Source organism: Serratia sp. CY38905, from assembly GCF_052168875.1.
GTDB lineage: Bacteria > Pseudomonadota > Gammaproteobacteria > Enterobacterales > Enterobacteriaceae > Serratia > Serratia sarumanii.
On record NZ_JBJNLV010000003.1, the window covers coordinates 228,346 to 246,999 of the forward strand.

Genomic DNA, 18,654 nt, shown 5'->3' on the forward strand with positions numbered 1-18,654 from the left:
ATGGGGCGCGATCGCAGGGCGGTGTCAGATCAGCGGAATGGGACTATCGGCAACGGCGATGTCCAGCACCGGGCGCAGTTTGTCGGCGGTAAACGGTGAAGAAACCAGCACGGAGCGGTTGTTGACGGCAAACACCAGATCGATGCCGGTCACGCAGGCGGTCATCTGGCAAGCATATTTTTCACCGTCGGCGTTGACGAAATGCAGCTCAAAAACGCCAACGTCGGCACGCAGTCGCTTTAAACGGCACTGCCCGGTTTTTCCCGTCATTTCAGCGTAAACCTCAGGCAACCGTTTAATCGCACCTACTTTGGCGCTGTCCCTGCCACCAAACAATTTCCCTAACGAAAACATATCACTGCGTCTCTATTCATTTCACCGATCGTGATTTTATCGCGAAAGCAGAACGGCAAACCTGATATTACGCAGGATTTTGCCCGGTTTTGCGCCCTGTTCTTGCCCGCTTTTCTATGGTAGCGCATCCGTTATTCGCCGGCGACAAGAGACCCTAATCACAGACTGGAAACTTTTCCGGCCACTGAAAGGTAAATGAAAGGTTGTTGTTTTAACAATCCTGCAACCGCACCCGGCGGGATTTCACAATCAGAACAATACCGAGGGCAAGTCACAATGAAAAAAATAATGACCCGTACCTTTACCGCCGCCGCCCTGCTGCTGGCAGCCAATCAGGCCTTTGCCGTGGAAGCGCCCAAACGCACCGAATGCATCGCGCCGGCCAAGCCCGGCGGCGGCTTCGATCTGACCTGCAAGCTGATTCAGGTGTCGCTGCAGGACACCAAGGCCATCGATAAACCGATGCGCGTCACCTATATGCCCGGCGGCGTCGGCGCGGTGGCCTACAACGCCATCGTCGCGCAGCGCCCGGCGGAGTTCGGCACCGTGGTGGCCTTCTCCGGCGGTTCGCTGCTCAATCTGGCCCAGGGCAAGTTCGGCCGCTACAACGTGGACGACGTGAAATGGCTGGCGGCGGTCGGTACCGACTACGGCATGATCGCGGTGCGCGCCGACTCGCCTTACAAAACCCTGAAAGACCTGATGGACGCCTTCCAAAAAGATCCCAACAGCGTGGTATTCGGCGCCGGCGCCTCCATCGGCAGCCAGGACTGGATGAAAACCGCGCTGCTGGCGCGCGAAGTCGGCGTGGATCCGCGCAAGATGCGCTACGTGGCGTTCGAAGGCGGCGGCGAGCCGGTCACCGCGCTGCTCGGCAACCATATCCAGGCGGTCTCCGGTGATCTGAGCGAGATGGTGCCTTACCTGCAGGGCGACAAGATCCGCGTCCTGGCGGTGTATGCCGAGCAACGTTTGCCGGGCCAGCTGGCCGACATTCCGACCGCCAAAGAACAGGGATACAGCCTGGTGTGGCCGATTATTCGCGGCTTCTACGTCGGGCCGAAAGTCAGCGATGAAGAGTATCAGTGGTGGATCGACACCTTCCAGAAAATGATGGCGACCGACGAATTCAAGCAGCAGCGCGATCTGCGCGGCCTGTTCGAATTCAACATGACCGGCAAAGAGCTGGACGCCTACGTGAAGAATCAGGTTGCCCAATACCGTGAGCAGGCGAAAGTGTTCGGCCTGGCCAAATAACCGCAGGGGAAAACCATGAGCGATCGTATTTTTGCCGGCTTTTGGCTGCTGCTGTGTATCGGCGGGCTGTTCATCGGCTGGGGCATCCAAAGCGAATACAGCTATGAACCGCTGGGGCCGCGCCCGTTCCCGCTGGCGATCCTCAGCCTGATGGCGCTGTGCTCGGCCCTGCTGTTGCTGCGCCGCCCGCAGGCGGTGGAGTGGCCGCACAACAAGGTGCTGCAGCGGCTGCTGGTGCTGGTGATCACCCTGGTGCTGTATGCCTGGGGCTTTGAATGGCTGGGCTTCCCGCTGGCGACCGCGCTGCTGACGTTCAGCATCGGCCTGCTGTTTCAGGCCAGCCTGCCGGCGGCGGCGATCTCCGGCGTCGTCATGGGCGCAGTGCTGTATTACGCCTTTGACCGCCTTCTTGATGTCACACTGCCGCTCGGCGCCTGGCTGAGCTAACGGGAGCGATGATGGATACCTGGATGTATTTGACCCAAGGGTTCGAAGTGGCGCTGGTGCCGCAGAACCTGATTATCGCCCTGATCGGCTGCTTCGTCGGCACCATCGTCGGCCTGCTGCCGGGCCTCGGGCCGATCAACGGCGTGGCGATCCTGCTGCCGCTGGCGTTTGCCCTCAAGCTGCCGGCCGAATCGGCGCTGATCCTGCTGGCGACGGTGTATATCGGCTGCGAGTACGGCGGGCGCATCTCGTCGATTCTGCTCAACGTGCCGGGCGACGCGGCGGCGATCATGACTGCGCTGGACGGCTACCCGATGGCGCAGCAGGGGCGCGCCGGCGTGGCGCTGTCCATCTCGGCGGTCAGCTCGTTCGTTGGCTCGATGATCGCCATCGGCGGCATCATCCTGTTCGCGCCGCTGCTGGCCCGCTGGTCGCTGGCCTTCGGCCCTGCGGAGTATTTCGCCCTGATGGTGTTCGCCATCGCCTGCCTCGGCAGCATGATGAGCCAGAACCCGCTGAAATCGCTGCTGGCGGCGCTGATCGGGCTGGGGCTGGCGACGGTGGGCGTCGACGCCAATACCGGCGTTTACCGCTTTACCTTCGACAGCGTGCACCTCTCTGACGGCGTGCAGTTTATCGTGGTGGTGATCGGCCTGTTCTCGGTCAGCGAAATCCTGCTGATGCTGGAAAGCACCAGCGCCGGACAAAAGCTGGTGCGTAAAACCGGCCGGTTGCTGTTCAACCGCAAAGAGGCGGCGCAGTGCGCAGGCCCTACCCTGCGCTCGTCGGTGATCGGCTTCTTCGTCGGCATTCTGCCGGGCGCCGGCGCCACTATCGCCAGCGCGCTGACCTACATGACCGAGAAGAAAATCAGCGGCAACAGCGACACCTTCGGCAAGGGCGACATCCGCGGCGTAGCGGCGCCGGAAGCGGCCAACAACGCCTCTGCCTGCGGTTCGTTCATTCCGATGCTGACGCTGGGGGTGCCGGGTTCCGGCACCACGGCGGTGATGATGGGCGCGCTGACGCTGTACAACATCACCCCCGGCCCGGCGATGTTCACCGAACAGCCGGATATCGTCTGGGGGCTGATCGCGGCGCTGCTGATCGCCAACGTCATTTTGCTGATCATGAACCTGCCGCTGGTCGGCCTGTTCACCCGCATGCTGACCATCCCGCTGTGGTTCCTGGTGCCGGCGATCGCCGCGGTTTCGGCGGTGGGGGTTTATGCGGTGCACAGCACCACCTTCGACCTGCTGCTGATGGTCGGGTTGGGCGTGTTCGGCTACATCCTGCGGAAAATGCACTTCCCGATGTCGCCGCTGATTCTGGGCTTCGTGCTGGGTGAGATGCTGGAGCAGAATCTGCGTCGCGCGCTGTCGATCAGCAACGGCGAGTTCGGCATCCTGTGGAGCAGCAGCATCGCGCAAACGCTGCTGGTGCTGGCGGTCGCGGTACTGGCGCTGCCGCCGCTGCTGCGCCTGATGCGCAAACGCCGCCAATCGGCGATCGAGGCCAAGGCCGAGTAACGCGAAACGGGCGGGGAATCCCCGCCCGTTGCGTTTAACGGCGCAAGGCCGCAATTCCCCTTTCCAACGCATCGATATCGCCATCGGCGAGCAGGGGCTGAATCACCGTAAAGTCCGCCTCCGACAAGTCATAGAGGCGCAAGGCAAGCAACCGCGCGATGACCTCCGGCGCGAACCGCCAACGGATAAACCTCGCCGGATTACCGCCGACGATAGCATAAGGCTCAACATCGCCGGCCACCACGCTGCCGGCGGCGACGATCGCCCCCTCACCTATCGAGATTCCCGGCATCAGCATCGCCCGCATGCCGATCCAGCAACCGTCGCCCAGCCGGGTATCGCCTTTGGGGCGGTACGCCTGCTTGATGGTTGCCATAAACGGATACAGGCTCAGCCAGTCGATGCGATGGGTATGGTTGCCGCCCATCAGGATCACCGCTTCGGCCGCGATGCACACGTAATCGCCGATCAGCAGGCGGTCTATGTCGCCCAGCGGCTGCCATTGCCGGCTGACCGCGTCGCCGTGCAGATAGCGCACTACCGAGCGTTCGAAGCCGTTATCCCAACAGTCGCTGTAGTAGCTGTGGGTGCCTTTGACGATAATGTTCGGGTTGGTCACCGTCTGATGCAGCAGCTCGGTGTTGGACCAGTGTTTTTCGGACATGGCGTATTCTCTGGTTACGGGAATAAAAGCCACGGAACGGAATGTCTGTGGCCGTGTTGTCGTTCACTCAACACGGCCATTCAAGCGATAAGCGCTCGTTTCAATCTCGGGTTATTCATCATTACGGCCTCTCTTGCGAGGCGTAATGGTAGCCGATCACGCCTCGGCGGTCTTGCTTTTCAACAGCAGCACCCCGCCCATCACCAGCGCGCTGCCCAGCAGCTGCAGCTGATTCATGCTCTCCCCCAGCAGGAAATAGGCGATCACCGCGGTGAACACCAGCTCCAGCGACAGGATCAGGTTGGCCACCGCCAGCGGCAGCGTTTTCAGGCTGATATTGTACAGCCCGAAGCCCAGCAGCGTCGGCCCGGCGGCCAGCGCCAGCAGCAACAGCCAGCCGCTCCACTGAATGCCCTGCGCGCCGTGCGACAGGAACCACAGAGAGCCGGCCATGCCGTGGAACGCCGCCAGCGGGAACGCCGTCAGCGCCGCGTTGAACACCAATTGGTACAGCGCCGAAAAACCGAACACGTACAGGATGGTGTTCCACACCGGATAGCCGCGTTCGCTGGCCACCCGCCCGCCGAGGGTATACAGGGTATAGCCGATGCCCGACAGCATCCCCACCAGCATCCCCAGCAGATCGAAGTGGCTGTTCCCCATACTGTCGCCGTTGCTGACCAGGAAGCAGCCGCCCAGGCTGATGGCGATCACCAGCAATTGGCGCAGCGTCAGGCGTTCGCTGTACATCACCCAGCCGAGGAACACGGTAAAACCCACCGAACAGTAGGTCAGAATGGTCGCCACCGATGCGCCGTTCAGCGCCACCGACAGCGTCCACAGGCTGTTGAACAGCGCCAGCAGCAGCCCGTAAAGCGCGTAGAATGCCACCTGTTTACGGCGCAGGCGCGCCCACTGCGGTTTCACCAGCAACAGCAGCGGCAACAGCACCAGCGCCACCAGCGCCGCGCGCCAGAACGCCAGCACGAAGGTCGGCAGGTGATAGTACTCGGTCAGCGCGCGGATGATGATGGCGGTAAAGGCCAGCAGCATGGCGCTGATAATGGCGATGACGTAACCCTGGCTGCTGCCCTGAAAGAGGCGCGCGCCGGGCAGCGCCGGCCGGGCGGAAACGCCTGACGGTAATGACATGAGATCCTCGGAAAAATGGCGACATAAATGCTCAGGCGCACAGTGTAACGCGGCCATTTTTTCTCACTATAGCCACTTTGCGGCGTTGTCATGCAGGCCACTTTTCTGCGCTTGAAGCCCTGTTGACATGGGGTATAGTAAAAACCTCTCTCCATAACCGGGCCAATTTCCCATGCACATCCCTTTGGATCGTGAGCAGGACGTTCCGCTCTATTTACAGATCGAAGAAGCGCTGCGGCGCGCCATCCTCACCGGCGTATTCGTCGATGGCGACAAACTGCCCTCGACGCGCACGCTGGCGGCCGAACTGGCGGTCAGCCGTTTGACGGTGGATAACGCCTACGCCGAACTGGCGGCCAAGGGCTTTTTGCATCAGCGGCGCGGCAGCGGCGCCTATGTCGCGCACCCGCAGGCGCAAACGCGCCCGGCCCGGCCGAGCAGCGATGCCCCTTTCCCGCTGGAGAGCTTCACCACCCTCACCTCGCGGCTGGACGGCTACGCCGACGCCCCGCTGCCGGAGGGGCTGATCAACTTCGCCGCCGGCGTCGGCAGCCCTAAGGTGTTTCCGCTGGAGGCGTTTCGCAAAGTGCTGCTGTCGGTGCTCAGCCGCCACGCGGAAGAAGCCTTCAGCTACGGTGAATACTGCGGCTACTACCCGCTGCGCGATACGCTGAGCCGCATTCTCAGCGCACAGGGCATCCCCACGCAGGCGGAACAGGTGCTGATCACCAACGGCTCGCAGCACGCCATCAGCCTGGTGGTGCAAAGCCTGCTGGCGCCGGGCGATACGGCGATCGTCGAAGAGCCGACCTACGCCGAAGCGCTGGGCCTGCTGCGCCAGCACCGCGTCAATATCGTCACCGTACCGGGCGACCGACACGGCATGCGGGTGGATTTGCTGCCGGAATTGTTAGAACGCCACCGTCCCAAACTGATCTACACCATCCCCAATTTCCACAACCCGACCGGCCGCTGCCTGAGCGAGGCGCGGCGGCGACGCCTGCTGGCGATCGCTCAACAGGCCGGCGTGGTGATCCTGGAAGACGACTTCGTCGGCGATCTGCGCTATCAGGGCAAACAGCTGCCGTCGCTGCGCGCGCTGGCGCAGCCGGGCGCGGTGATCTACGTCAGCACCTTCTCCAAAATGCTGCTGCCCAGCATGCGCATCGGCTATCTGGTGGCGGACAGCGAACACTATCAGCGCTTCGCAAGGCTGAAGCACGTCGACAGCTTCACCAGTTCCAGCCTGATCCAGCGGGCGCTGGACGCTTTCGTCACCGTCGGCCGTTACGACAAGCAGCTGCGGCGCGCCGGGCGCGTCTACCGCCGCCATCTGGAGGTGATGATTGACGCCTTGCAACGGCGGCTGCCGCCGGGATGCCGCTTTGAAACGCCGCAGGGAGGCTTGTTTATCTGGCTGACGCTGCCGGCATCGGTGACCACCGCCGAGCTGATGCCGGTCGCCTGGCGATACGGCGTGACCTTCGCGCGCGGCGAATGCTTTTATGCGCAGGAACATTTGGGCGCGCACGGCCTGCGGCTGAATTTCGCCGCCAACTCGCCGCCGCAGATTGAAGAAGGTATCGCCCGGCTATGCCGGGCGATTGAGGAGGTGATAACGGAGAAAAACGCCGGTTAGACGGCGGCCCACCACAGCCGCAGCTTCATCCCCCAGTAGCTGGTCCAGCCGGTGGTGGTCTGCACCACCTTGCCCTGCGAGACCACCACGAAGGTCGGCGTCACGCCAATCTGCCACTGCGCCGAGAGCGTACCGGCCGGATCGTTGACCACCGGCAGCGCCAGCCGTTTGCGCGCCAGCCATTGTTTCACCTGGGCATCGTCGCCCGAGCGCAGCGCGACGGTCAGCACGTTGCCGCCCGCCGCCTGCAAACGGGCGACGTCCGGCGTGGTGAAACGGCAGACGCCGCACCAGCTGGCCCAGAAGTAAACCAGCAGCGGCCGCTCATGGCTGAGCTGCGCCAACGACACACTCTCGCCATCCAGCGTGGTCAGGGTCTGGGCATCGAAGGCCGGCGGCGCCTGCGGCGCGTTCAGCCAATCCATCACCGTCACCACCGCCAGCGCGATCAGCGCCAGCAGCAGCAACTCGCGCCCCCAGCGCTTGAGCTTAGCCATTGTTGGCCTTCGCCAACTGCTGTTTCACCATCGCTTCCAGCTCTTCATAGGATACTGCCCCCGGCAGCATCCGATCGCCGATCAGCGTCGCCGGCGTCCCCTGCACGCCCAGTTGCTCCGCCAATTCCATGTTGGTGCGCAGCGTGGTCATGCTCTGCTCGCTGGGCGCCACCGCCTTGACGCCGGTTTTCTCTTGCGCGGCGGCGATGCTGGCGTTGTCGTGGAAGCCCTTTTTCGCCATCAGCCGCTGGTGCAGGGCCCAGAATTGATCCGGATGTTGCTGCCAGGTGGTGAGCGCCACGCGCGCCGAACTGACCGAGCTTTCGCCCTTGAACGGTAGCAGTTTCACCACCAGCGCCACGTCCGGGTATTGCTTGACGATCTTCTCCAGCATCGGATCGAAACGCTTGCAGTACGGGCAGTTATAGTCGGTAAAGGTCACCAGCGTCAGTTTGGGGTTGGCGGCGCCGAGGCGCGGGCTGGCCGGATCCTGATACAGCGTTTTGGCGTTCTGCTTGATAGCCTGGCTGATTTGCTGGCCGGCGGTTTGCTGCTGCCAGGCGTCCACCGCCTGCGCCAGAATGTCCGGGTTAGACACCAACGTTTCGCGGATCATCTCTTTGATACGCGCCTCTTGTGCCGGAGTGAAAGGCTCGGCGGCCCACACCGGGGCGGCGATGATCATCAGTAAAATCAGTAGCTTTTTCATTGTTCGGTTCCTTTGGCATGGGAAAGGGTTTGCAGCACGGCGTCACGGGTCAACAGCGGGGATAACACCTCGCCCTCCGGGCTGCCGGGGCCATAGATTTGGTTGAAAGGCACGGCGACGCTGCCGCGCTTTTGCAGGAAGGCGCTGATGTCGGCCGACGGGCGGCTCCAGTCGCCGCGCAGCGCAACCACGTCGTCGGCGCTCAGCGCGCGCTGCACGTCATCGCGCAACAGCACATTGAATTTGTTGGCTTTACAGGTCACACACCAGTCGGCGGTCACGTCGACGAACACCCGCTTATGCTGGGCCAGCGCTTCGGTAATCGCCTGTTCGCTCAGCGGTTGCCACTGCACCCGATCCTGCAACGGCTGGCGCCACAGGCCGGCGGTCAGCGATCCGGCCAGCAAGGCCACGCCCACCAGCACCAACGTGCCCGCCGCCAGCTTGGCCGCCAACCGTGCGCCCTGTTGACGCCACACCGCCAGCAGCAACGCCAGCAGCGCCAACGCCCCCAGCCACAGCGTGGCCTGCACGCCGATATGGTTGCTCAACAGGCTCAGCAGCCACAGCGACGACGCCAGCATCAACAGCCCCATCGCCAGCTTGACGGTATTCATCCAGCGGCCGGGGCGCGGCAAGCGCAGCGCCAGCGACGGCCAGGCGGCGATCAGCAGCCACGGCAGGCTCATGCCGATGCCGAGCGCGATGAACATGCCCCACAGCACCGGCAGCGACGCCGCCAGCGCGAAGGCCACCGCCGTGCCGAGAAACGGTGCCGAGCACGGCGTCGCCAACAGCGTGGCGAACGTGCCCTGCCAGAAATGGCCGCTCAGCCCCTGCCCGTTATGGGTGGCCAGCGACGTGTTTAGATCGGACGAGAGGCGCAGGTGGAACAGGCCAAACAGGTTGGCGCTGAACAGCAGCGTCACCAGCACCATAAAACCGATAAACCACGGATTCTGGAACTGAATGCCCCAGCCGAGCGCATGGTTGCCAAGCCGCAGCAGCGTCATCAACAGGGCCAGCGCCATAAACGAGGCGACGATACCCAGCGACGACGCCAGGAACTGCAAGCGCACGCTGCGCCGATCGCGATGCTCCACCTGCAGGATGGAGCCGAGCTTGATGCCCAGCACCGGCAGCACGCACGGCATCAGGTTGAGGATTAACCCGCCCGCCAGCGCCATCAATACCGCCTGCCACAGCGGGAACGCCGCACCGGCGGGCGCGGCCAACGGATCGCCAATCGGCAGCGTTATCTGCTGCGCCATGCCGCCGTCGTCGATCACCAGCGTCAGCGTTTTGCCGCGCAGATCCGGCGCCGCATCGCCCCAACCGTCGCTGACCGGCACCCGCGCCAACAGCTGAGCGCCGTCGGTCTCGACTTGAGGTTTACCGAGATCGGCATCCGCCAGCGTATCGAAGAACAGCGCGGGCTGCTGCCAGCCGGCGGCGCGTTCGGCGGCAATCTGCAGCTCGCCGTTGCGGTAACCGGCCTTGACGCTCTCCGCCACCCCGGCGGCGATCGGCACCTGCCCCATCGCCTGCGCGAAGTCGTGGTTAAACTGCGGATCGTTCGGCGTCGTCAGATCCAGACTGAACGGGTAGTCGGTCAGAATGCAGACGTTGCTGCAGGTGGACAGCGTCAGGGTGCCCGCCAGCGGGCCGGATACCGGGCCTGACATCACGATCGGCAGCGTGACCCGATCGTGATAGCCCTGGGTGGAAATGCCGGCCACTTCGAAACGCTGCGGCGTCGGCCAGTGCCAGGTCGCCGGCGGCGGGTTGCCCTGCCAGACGATAGCCGGCGCGATGCCGCCTTCGCCAGGGGAACGCCAGTAGGTTTTCCAGCCCTTTTGCAGCTCGACCGACAGCAGCAGGCGGGTCTCCCCCGGCTGTGACGTGTCGGCGCGCAGCCGCACCTTGGCATGATCGTTGGCCGGATTTTGCAGCCAGCCGCTGTCCGCCGCCTGCAAGGCAGGTAGCCACAGCATAAACAGGCAAGCGCAGGCCAGCCTGATAATTTTCAACATGTTAATTCTCCATAAATGATTAAATCACCGCGAAAAACGGGCGATTAACTCATTCACGGAAGACGCATAATCGAAGGTGCACCCTGAGGGTGGGGGGTGAAATGGCGCGGGGAGGAGGAATGCGCAGGCGCGCGGCGATGGTCGGCGCCAACAGCGCCAGCAGCAGACCCAGCCCGAACAGCACGGTTTCGAACATCACCGGCGGCGCGGCCAGCAATGACTTGGCGCTCAGCTCACAGGGCGTCGGCTGCGCTTCGGCGGCGGTATCACCGGACTGAACGGCAGTGGCCGCCGGGATCCCCAGCGTTTGCTGCAGCGCATGCAGGCCCGCCATGCGCTGGGTCATGCACGTCAGCACCACCAGGCAAGCCAGGCATAAAAACCATTTTGCAATCCGCTGCCGTTTAACCATGCCATCCTCACGTTCGGGTCTGGGGCTATCTTAGCGGCGCGGGCGCGATTAGCAACGTTTTGTCGGTAAAGAAATGTCTGAGCGACGGTATTGATGGCGGCGATTTACAGGTATCATAGTGGGTAAGCCTGCGCTTTTCGCCGGGTACGATGATGATTCTCTCCTCCAGGCATTCTGCGGGGATACACAGCGAAGGACTGGTGATATGCAACCTTTGAGTGGGCCGGGCACCCCAATCGCCGGCGAACGCCCTCCCTCCCCGGGCAAAACGGCGGCCACTGACGATCAACCCCTCTCTCCGGCGCAGCGCACGACGCTGGAAAAGCTGATCGTGAAAATCATGACGCTCAGCCCGGCAAAGCCGGCGGAGATCTGGGCGACTCTGCGTCACGATCTCGGCGCCGATAACGGCGGTGAACTGCTGGCGCGTCATTTTCAACCGGCGGAACAGCTGCTGCAAACGCGCCTGACGCAGGCGCAGCAAAACCATGCCGGGCGCCAGCTGTTGCAACAGCTGGCCGAATTGCTGCCGCAGGGCAACAACCGCCAGGCGGTCAGCGACTTTATTCGCCAGCAGTTCGGCCACACGGTACTGAGCCAACTGAGCCCACCACAGCTGCAGCAGGTGCTGAATCTGTTGCAAACCGGCGGCCTGGCCATTCCCCAGCCGCAGCAAACCGCCACCAGCGATCGCCCGCTGCTGCCCGCAGAGCATCAAAGCCTGCTGCAGCAGGTCACCAAACTCAGCGCCGCCACCGGCGAAGCGCCGGCTAAAATCTGGCAAACGCTGTTTGATCTGGCGGGCGTGAAAACCAACGATCCGCTGCCGGCGCGCCACTTCCAACTGCTGAACCAGTTTTTGCAGGTGAAGGTGGCCCTCAGCCCGCAGAGCGCGCCGACGCTGAACAATCTGCTGGCGGCGCTCAAGCAGCCGGCGGACGAGCAAGAGCTGCAGCAGATGAACGACTATTGCCAGACGCGCTTCAACTGCGGCGCCAATGCGCCTCTGACGCATCCGCAAATGAGCGACGCCATTCATCAGCTGTTTGCCCGCCGCCTGGAGAAGGCCGGCCAGGCGCAGCCGATCGTCAGCCAGCCCGTCGAGCCGCAGCCGCTGCTCAACCCGCTGATCGCCGCCCTGCCGCTGCCGCTGCAAAAAGCGCTCAGCAAGCCTGCCGCGGCGCTGATCCTGCTGCTGGTGGCGCTGGCGATCGTACTGGCGCTGGTGTTTTAACACCTCAGGCGCAGCCGCAGTCCTCAGCCGCCGCCCGATCGCGCAGCGATCCCGGCTGTTCTCCGATGGCCAACGGATGGCCGTCGCGCAGCCAGAAATCCAGCCCGCCGATCAGCTCCTTCACCCTGAATCCCAGCTTCGCCAGCTTATAGGCGCCTTTGGTGGAACCGTTGCAGCCGATGCCGTCGCAGTAGGTCACATACACCTTTTGGCGATCCAGCTGCGCCGTGCCGGCTTCATCCATCAGGCGATGCGGCAAGCTGATCGCCCCGGGGATATGCCCGGCGGCGTACAGCGCCTCTGCGCGGGTGTCGATCACCACTATCCCGTCCACGCCGTTGCGCAGATCTTCCGCCACGTCCCAGGCATCCGCATAACGGCTCAGCTTGGCCGCCAGGTAAGCCAGGCTCTCTTCCGGCGCCGCCGGTGGAAAAGCCAGCACCAATGATTCTTTCGACATACCACTCACTCCCGTGCATCAAGACAGATGACAATAGTGCCTCATTTTGGTCTTATTATTGATACCCATTTTCCATAAATCATAAGGCCAATTATGCGACACTCGCTGGTCACGCTGTTTCAGCAATCGCCCCACACCGCCGGCACGCTGCGCGATCGCCTGTGCGGCGCACTGCGGCAGGCCATCCATCAAGGGGCATTGAACGTTGGGCAACGCCTGCCTTCCAGCCGGGTGCTGGCCAGCGATCTGGGCCTCTCGCGAGTGACCGTCGAAGCGGCCTACGGTCAGTTGGAGGCGGAGGGATATCTGCAGCGCCGCGTCGGCCAGGGCACCTTTGTGGCGATTACCATCGCCAAATCACCGCCGCCGGCAGCCGGCTCCGGCATGCCGCGCCTTTCGCAGCGCGGCCAACAGATCGTGCAAACCGGCGGCTGCCGCGATCCGCAGCAGCCACAGGCGTTCACCGCCGGTTCACCGGACCTGCGCGCGTTTCCGCTGGCCTTGTGGAAGCAACTGACCGCACAGCGCCTGCGGCTACAGGGAGAAAGCCTGCTGCGCTACGGCGACCCGCAGGGCTATTTACCGCTGCGTGAGGCGATTGCCGCCCACGTCAACCAAACGCGCGGCGTGGTCTGCGATGCACGGCAGATTATCGTGCTGACCAGTTCGCAGCAGGCGCTGCAGCTGATCGCCACGTTGCTGCTGGACAGCGGCGACAGCGTCTGGATGGAAGAGCCGGGTTACACCGGGGCAAGAAACGCCTTTATCAGCGCCGGCGCCGCCCTGACGCCGGTCGCGGTGGACGGCGACGGCCTGCGTGCTGAATCCTCCTTGCCGGACCCACGTTTGATTTATCTGACCCCCTCACACCAATACCCGACCGGCGCCGCGCTCAGCCTGGCGCGCCGATTGGCGTTGCTGGCGCTGGCAGAGCGGCAACAGGCCTGGATCATCGAGGACGATTACGACAGCGAGTTTCATTACGACGGCCTGCCGATACCGGCGATGCAGGGCCTGGATCGCCGTGGCCGAGTGCTGTACCTCGGCACCTTCTCCAAGTCGCTGTTCCCTTCACTGCGGTTGGCGTATCTGATCGCCCCGCCCGCGCTGGTTGAAGCGTTCGTCACCGCGCGTACGGTGTATGACGGCCACAGCGCGCAGCTGATGCAGGCGGTCACCGCCGAATTCATCCACCAGGGGCACTTCGCCGCGCATATCCGCTACATGCGCCAGCTCTACCGCAGCCGGCGCGATGTGTTGCTGGCGGAAGTACGCGAAAAACTCGGCCACTTCGCCACGCCCGCTCCCGCCACCGGCGGCCTGCAGCTCAGCGTCTGGCTGCCGCCCGGCCAGGAGGCGGCGCTCAGCCGACAGGCGCGGCGGCTCGGCATCCTCACGCCCGGGCTGAAGGCGCAATACCAGACGGCGCAGGCGCAGCGCGACGGCTGGCTGCTGGGCTTTTCGGCCCTGACGCCGGGCGAGATCCGCAGCGCCGTCGAGCGGCTGGCGCAGATCGCCGTGGCTTAGCGCGGCTCCAATAGAACGCCCACCCGCTTATTGCTCGGTCAGGCGCATCTCCGCCACCAGCGGCAGGTGGTCGCTCACCGCCGGCCAATGCACGCCGTTCCAGTCGCCGCTGGCGTTCGGCACCGTCAGGCTGTCCAGATGCCAGCGCTGCGCGTTACCGGTGAAGATGTAATCCACCTTGATCTCGGCGTTTTCCGCCGGCCAACTGCGGCCATCCTGGCCGTTAGGCATGATGTCGTTCCAATAGCGGCTCAGCTCCAGCCAGGTCACGCTGCCCGGCACATCGTTCATATCGCCGAACAGCAGCTTGATGCCGCGCACTTCGATGGCACGATCGTTCAGCTCCCGCACCTGATCCAGGCGCATCGTCGGATCTTCCTTGGTATCGAGGTGGGCGTTGAACAGGGTGATCGGCGCCGGGAACTCCGGCACGTCGACCTTGGCGCTGAAGGCGATGCGCTGTTCGCGCTGGCCGGACGGCAGCGGATAGATCACGGCATCGTGCAGCGGATACTTCGAGAGAAACGCCAAGCCATATTCGCCGCCGTCGTGATCGATCGCCCGGCCAAACACCGCCTGCATGCCGGTCAGCTTCGCCAGCTCCGCCGCCTGATCGACCCGGCCGCTGCGGGCGGTGAGTTTATCCACCTCTTGCAGCGCCACCACGTCGACGTTCATCGCGCGAATTGCCTTGGCGATGGCGGTCATGTCGCTGACCTTGCCGGCGGCGATATTGAAGCTGGCGACGCGGATCTTCGGCGCCTGCTCCAGTTCATAGGTTTTATTTTTCAGGCCACCCAACGCGCTGGCCACTTCGCGGCTGTTGGCGTTGCTGTTGGCATGGCCGGCATCGGCAGAGGCCCAGGCGCTGTGAGAGATGCCCAGGGACAGTAAGGTGATAAGCAGAGCGTGACCGGTGTGCATGAATTCTCCTTGAGGGACAGATAAGTGTTATGTAGGCGCTTCCCGACCCACAGCTAACACCGATTTTGCCGCAGAAACCTGCGACTATTTCCTAGTTGCACCGCTATTTTTCGTTTCTGCGCGATGCTTCGCATTCTGGCGGTTTACGCATTGCACCGTTGGACAAACGGCTGATTTCGTTTTAAAACCGGTAGATTGCCAACCGCGAGGAGTTCCGATGACCAGCCCGATTGCCGAACAGCTTACCGAACGTTTCTTCCGCTACCTGGCGGTCACCAGCCAGAGCAACGCCGCTGCAACCACCCTGCCCAGCACGCCGGGGCAGCATGAAATGGCGCAGCTGCTGGCGGAAGAGCTGCGCCGGCTAGGCCTGGCCGACGTGCAGATAGACGACCACGCCACCGTCACCGCCCGCAAGCCCGGCACCCAGCCCGGCGCGCCGCGCATCGGCTTCATCACCCATATCGACACCGTGGACGTCGGCCTGTCGCCCGAGATTCGCCCGCAGCGCCTGCGCTTCACCGGCGAAGATGTATGCCTGAACGCCGAGCAAGACATCTGGCTGCGGGTCGCCGAACACCCGGAGATCCTGCCCTACCGCAACGAAGAGATCCTGTTCAGCGACGGCACCAGCGTGCTGGGTGCCGACAACAAGGCGGCGGTCACCGTGGTGATGACGCTGCTGGCCAACCTGGCCGCCGCCGATCGCCACGGCGATATCGTGGTGGCGTTCGTGCCGGATGAAGAGATCGGCCTGCGCGGCGCCAAGGCGCTGGATCTGCAGCGTTTCCCCGTCGATTTCGCCTACACCATCGACTGCTGCGAACTGGGTGAAGTGGTTTACGAGAATTTCAACGCGGCGGCGGCGGAAATCCGCATCGAGGGGGTGACCGCGCACCCGATGTCGGCGAAAAACGTGTTAATCAACCCGATACGTATCGCCAACGACATCATCAACCGCTTCGACGTGCAGGATACCCCGGAACACACCGACGGGCGCGAGGGCTATTTCTGGTTCACCGATCTGGCCGCCAATGCCAATCAGGCGACGCTGAAGGTGTCGATTCGCGACTTCGATAGCGCGGCGTTCGAGGCGCGCAAAGCCCGCCTTGAGGAGACGGTGCGTCAGGTGGCGGCTGGCTATCCGCGCGCCAACGTCAGCTGCAGCATCAGCGACATCTACAGCAACATCAGCAACGCCATCGGCGAAGATCGGCGCGCCATCGATCTGATCTTCGGCGCCCTTGCCGCCCACGGCATCCCGCCGAAGGTGATCCCGATGCGCGGCGGCACCGACGGCGCGGCGCTCTCGAGCCGCGGCATCCTGACGCCCAATTACTTCACCGGCGCGCATAACTTCCACTCGCGCTTCGAGTTTTTACCCGTCAGCGCCTTCGTGAAATCCTACCAGGTGACCCGCAGCATTTGCCTGCTGGCCGCCCGGCAGAGCGGTAATCAGAGTTAGCTCAATAGCCAGCCGACCAGCGCGGCCCACGCCAGCAGCGGCAGCGAGTAATAGTGGAAGCGCAACCAGATCTTGCGCTCCCCCGCCATGCGCAGCGCAATCAGGTTGGCGAGCGATCCGATCGCCAACCCGAAGCCGCCGGCATTGACCGCATAGGCCAATTGCGTGCTGGAGGGCGCATAGTTGAGCAGCAAAATGGTGGCCGGCACGTTGCTGACGATCTGCGACAGCCCAACGCCCAACGCATACACCCCACCGTCGCTCAGCCCGGCGATGGCGGCAAACGCCGGCTGAAGCGGCGGCAGGCGGGTAAACAGGCCAACATCGATAAACATGGCGGCGAACACAAAAATCAGACTCCAGTCGATCTGCAACAGCACCCGGCGCGCCAGCAACAAAAAGCCGGCGAACACCGCCAGCAGCCCATACAGCGGCAGGCCGATATCCAGGCACAGCAGGAAGATCGCATACAGCCCCACGCAGCTCAGCAACAGCGGCCGTTGATAGGGGTAGCCCTCGGTATTCGGCGTTTTCACGATGTCGCGCGCCGGGAAGCTGAACCAGGTCAACGCCAGCAGGCTCAGCATCATCGCGGCGCCAAACGGCGCCATCTGGCCGATGAAGCCGAGGAAAGAAAGGCCGGAGCGGCTCCACAGCAGGATATTTTGCGGGTTGCCGATCGGCGTCAGCAGCGAACCGGCGTTCACCGCCAGCGCCTGAAAGATGATCAAACGGCCAACCGGCAGCGCCGACAGCTTTTTCAGCGTGATGGTGAGCGGAATGACGATAAACAGCGCCACGTCGTTGGTCAGAAACGACGACAGCAGCGCGGCAGAAAACACCAGGAACAGCGCCAGCCGCCGTTCGCTGTGCAACCGGTTGATAATCTTGCGGCCAACGAAGTCGAAGTAGCCGCTGACCTCGACGCCTTTGGTCAGCAGCATCAGCCCCAGCAGAGTAATGAGGGTGCGGCCATCGATGAAACCGCCCAGCGCCGCCAGCGGCTGCGGATCAAAGGCGAACATCGCTGCGCCGGCCAGCAACAGCACGTGCAGGAAACGGTCTTTGACAAAGGGGTGGATAAGCCGGGAAATGGCGGTTGAACTCATGGTGGCAGCTTGAAACCTCAGCGAAAAGCATGAGCGAGACGTTAGCTCAGGCGCGGCATCTACGCCAGCAAAATGCTATTTTACCTTTATCCGCTTTCCATTTGCCGCGCTTTACTTTATTTGTAGCGGCTTTCTCGTTTTCAAAGGACATGTTATGGCTTCCCTGTTCGCCAAAGGAGCGTTGCTCAGCGCCTTATGCGCCCTGCTCGCCGCCTGCGACGATGCCGCCTCCCGCCCGCAAATCGATATCGACGGCAAGACCATGGGCACCTTCTACAGCGTTAAAGTCAGCGGTGACGTCGCGATCGGCAAGCAAGAACTGCAGCGGCAGATCGACGCGGTGCTCGAACGGGCCAACGACGATATCTCCACCTACCGCGCTGACTCGGTGCTGTCGCAATTTAACCGCAGCACCGGCCTCGAACCGCAGCCGATCCCGCGTGGCATGGCAGACATCGTGCTGATGGCCCAGCGCATCGGCCGCGATACCGGCGGCGCCATGGACATCACCGTCGGCCCACTGGTGAACCTGTGGGGGTTCGGCCCCGACAAGCACCCGGTCAAAGTGCCGGAACAGGCGCAGATCGACGCGGCGAAGCAGCGCACCGGCCTGCAGCACCTGAAGCTGATCAGCGACAATCGCGGGGAGTGGCTGCAAAAAGATCTGCCGGACATGTATGTCGATCTCTCGACGCTGGGCGAAGGCTACGGCGCCGATGAACTGGTGCGCCTGATGAACCGCAACGGCATTACCAACTACCTGGTGTCGGTCGGCGGCGCGGTCTCTTCACGCGGCGTCAACGGCCAGGGCAAACCCTGGCGGGTGGCGATCCAAAAGCCGACCGACCGTGAAAATGCGGTGCAGGCGCTGGTGGATCTGCACGGTTACGGCATCAGCACCGCCGGCAGCTACCGCAACTACTTCGAACAAAACGGCCAGCGCTACTCCCATGTCATCGATCCGACCACCGGCAGGCCGATCAACCACCGCCTGGTTTCCGCCACGGTGATCGCCCCCACCGCGCTCGAGGCCGACGGCTGGGATACCGGCCTGATGGTTCTGGGCACGGAGAAAGCGTTGAAACTTGCCGAAGAGAAAGGGCTGGCGGTCTACCTGATCAGCAAAACCGACGACGGTTTCAGCGCCGTGATGACGCCGCAGTTCAAGGCGTTTTTGGTGCAGTGAAATTAAAAAGCCCGGCGCGCGATGGCCGGGCTGGTTGCATGCGCCCGCAGGCGCTG

At 63.2% G+C, this 18,654-nt stretch carries 18 protein-coding genes; 8 read left to right on the forward strand and 10 right to left on the reverse strand.

Annotation, left to right across the window (positions count from 1 at the left end; genetic code table 11):
- Nucleotides 1-24: 24 nt before the first annotated feature.
- The gene (locus ACJ8MK_RS10575; RefSeq protein WP_223307145.1) at nt 25-270 is read right to left on the reverse strand and encodes a hypothetical protein; all 246 of its coding nucleotides are present in this window, start codon (nt 268-270) and stop codon (nt 25-27) included.
- Nucleotides 271-630: 360 nt separating this feature from the next.
- Between ACJ8MK_RS10575 and ACJ8MK_RS10580 the strand changes: the two genes are divergently transcribed.
- Genes ACJ8MK_RS10580 through ACJ8MK_RS10590 form a run of 3 tightly spaced genes read left to right on the forward strand, consistent with a single transcriptional unit; the run spans nt 631 to nt 3,587 of the window.
- Nucleotides 631-1,611, forward strand: a complete 981-nt coding sequence (locus ACJ8MK_RS10580) for a Bug family tripartite tricarboxylate transporter substrate binding protein (protein WP_033635359.1) — start codon at nt 631-633, stop codon at nt 1,609-1,611.
- Nucleotides 1,612-1,626: 15 nt separating this feature from the next.
- Nucleotides 1,627-2,058 carry a tripartite tricarboxylate transporter TctB family protein gene (locus tag ACJ8MK_RS10585; protein WP_033635360.1) on the forward strand — a complete coding sequence of 144 codons (432 nt, stop codon included), beginning with the start codon at nt 1,627-1,629 and terminating at the stop codon, nt 2,056-2,058.
- 11 nt (nt 2,059-2,069) lie between these two features.
- A complete protein-coding gene (locus ACJ8MK_RS10590; RefSeq protein WP_033648067.1) occupies nt 2,070-3,587 on the forward strand; it encodes a tripartite tricarboxylate transporter permease in 1,518 nt (505 codons plus the stop codon).
- Between the two features lie 34 nt (nt 3,588-3,621).
- Here the strand turns inward: ACJ8MK_RS10590 and ACJ8MK_RS10595 are convergent, their stop codons facing one another.
- Together ACJ8MK_RS10595 and ACJ8MK_RS10600 are read right to left on the reverse strand one after the other, a co-directional pair.
- The gene (locus ACJ8MK_RS10595; protein ID WP_033653746.1) at nt 3,622-4,251 is read right to left on the reverse strand and encodes a CatB-related O-acetyltransferase; all 630 of its coding nucleotides are present in this window, start codon (nt 4,249-4,251) and stop codon (nt 3,622-3,624) included.
- A gap of 156 nt (nt 4,252-4,407) precedes the next feature.
- On the reverse strand, nt 4,408-5,403 hold the full coding sequence (locus ACJ8MK_RS10600; protein ID WP_060430706.1) for a DMT family transporter: 996 nt from the start codon (nt 5,401-5,403) through the stop codon (nt 4,408-4,410).
- 172 nt (nt 5,404-5,575) lie between these two features.
- Here ACJ8MK_RS10600 and pdxR (ACJ8MK_RS10605) point away from each other — a divergent pair, with 172 nt between their 5' ends.
- A complete protein-coding gene (gene pdxR, locus ACJ8MK_RS10605; RefSeq protein ID WP_048321840.1) occupies nt 5,576-7,042 on the forward strand; it encodes a MocR-like pyridoxine biosynthesis transcription factor PdxR in 1,467 nt (488 codons plus the stop codon).
- On the opposite strand, the gene ACJ8MK_RS10610 is transcribed toward pdxR (ACJ8MK_RS10605), so the two are convergent.
- The 4 genes from ACJ8MK_RS10610 to ACJ8MK_RS10625 are packed head-to-tail and all read right to left on the reverse strand — an operon-like array spanning nt 7,039 to nt 10,693.
- Entirely contained in the window at nt 7,039-7,539 is a 501-nt protein-coding gene (locus ACJ8MK_RS10610; protein ID WP_033648071.1) for a protein disulfide oxidoreductase, read from the reverse strand. The genes pdxR (ACJ8MK_RS10605) and ACJ8MK_RS10610 overlap by 4 nt on opposite strands.
- Nucleotides 7,532-8,248, reverse strand: coding sequence for a DsbA family protein (locus ACJ8MK_RS10615; RefSeq protein WP_033648072.1), 717 nt, complete (start codon nt 8,246-8,248; stop codon nt 7,532-7,534). The genes ACJ8MK_RS10610 and ACJ8MK_RS10615 overlap by 8 nt, the downstream gene beginning before the upstream one ends.
- Nucleotides 8,245-10,281, reverse strand: a complete 2,037-nt coding sequence (locus ACJ8MK_RS10620; RefSeq protein WP_442517730.1) for a protein-disulfide reductase DsbD family protein — start codon at nt 10,279-10,281, stop codon at nt 8,245-8,247. Before ACJ8MK_RS10620 ends, ACJ8MK_RS10615 begins: the two co-directional genes overlap by 4 nt.
- A gap of 49 nt (nt 10,282-10,330) precedes the next feature.
- Nucleotides 10,331-10,693 carry a hypothetical protein gene (locus tag ACJ8MK_RS10625; protein ID WP_033635372.1) on the reverse strand — a complete coding sequence of 121 codons (363 nt, stop codon included), beginning with the start codon at nt 10,691-10,693 and terminating at the stop codon, nt 10,331-10,333.
- Nucleotides 10,694-10,898: 205 nt separating this feature from the next.
- On the opposite strand from ACJ8MK_RS10625, the gene flk reads away from it, so the two are divergent.
- On the forward strand, nt 10,899-11,927 hold the full coding sequence (gene flk, locus ACJ8MK_RS10630; RefSeq protein ID WP_103772916.1) for a flagella biosynthesis regulator Flk: 1,029 nt from the start codon (nt 10,899-10,901) through the stop codon (nt 11,925-11,927).
- A 4-nt stretch (nt 11,928-11,931) separates the two neighbouring features.
- On the opposite strand, the gene ACJ8MK_RS10635 is transcribed toward flk, so the two are convergent.
- Nucleotides 11,932-12,387 carry a rhodanese-like domain-containing protein gene (locus ACJ8MK_RS10635; RefSeq protein WP_033635375.1) on the reverse strand — a complete coding sequence of 152 codons (456 nt, stop codon included), beginning with the start codon at nt 12,385-12,387 and terminating at the stop codon, nt 11,932-11,934.
- 93 nt (nt 12,388-12,480) lie between these two features.
- Between ACJ8MK_RS10635 and pdxR (ACJ8MK_RS10640) the strand changes: the two genes are divergently transcribed.
- Nucleotides 12,481-13,914, forward strand: coding sequence for a MocR-like pyridoxine biosynthesis transcription factor PdxR (gene pdxR, locus ACJ8MK_RS10640; RefSeq protein ID WP_442517731.1), 1,434 nt, complete (start codon nt 12,481-12,483; stop codon nt 13,912-13,914).
- 27 nt (nt 13,915-13,941) lie between these two features.
- On the opposite strand, the gene ACJ8MK_RS10645 is transcribed toward pdxR (ACJ8MK_RS10640), so the two are convergent.
- Complete coding sequence (locus ACJ8MK_RS10645; RefSeq protein ID WP_033648077.1) at nt 13,942-14,838, reverse strand: endonuclease/exonuclease/phosphatase family protein; 897 nt, start codon at nt 14,836-14,838, stop codon at nt 13,942-13,944.
- A 217-nt stretch (nt 14,839-15,055) separates the two neighbouring features.
- On the opposite strand from ACJ8MK_RS10645, the gene pepT reads away from it, so the two are divergent.
- Nucleotides 15,056-16,303 carry a peptidase T gene (gene pepT, locus ACJ8MK_RS10650; RefSeq protein ID WP_103772918.1) on the forward strand — a complete coding sequence of 416 codons (1,248 nt, stop codon included), beginning with the start codon at nt 15,056-15,058 and terminating at the stop codon, nt 16,301-16,303.
- Here pepT and ACJ8MK_RS10655 read toward each other — a convergent pair.
- The gene (locus ACJ8MK_RS10655; protein ID WP_074026925.1) at nt 16,300-17,412 is read right to left on the reverse strand and encodes an SLC13 family permease; all 1,113 of its coding nucleotides are present in this window, start codon (nt 17,410-17,412) and stop codon (nt 16,300-16,302) included. The genes pepT and ACJ8MK_RS10655 overlap by 4 nt on opposite strands.
- Before the next feature lie 154 nt (nt 17,413-17,566).
- On the opposite strand from ACJ8MK_RS10655, the gene apbE reads away from it, so the two are divergent.
- Nucleotides 17,567-18,598 (forward strand): FAD:protein FMN transferase ApbE, encoded by a 1,032-nt coding sequence (apbE, locus tag ACJ8MK_RS10660; RefSeq protein WP_060438445.1) that lies wholly within the window; start codon nt 17,567-17,569, stop codon nt 18,596-18,598.
- Nucleotides 18,599-18,654: the final 56 nt, after the last annotated feature.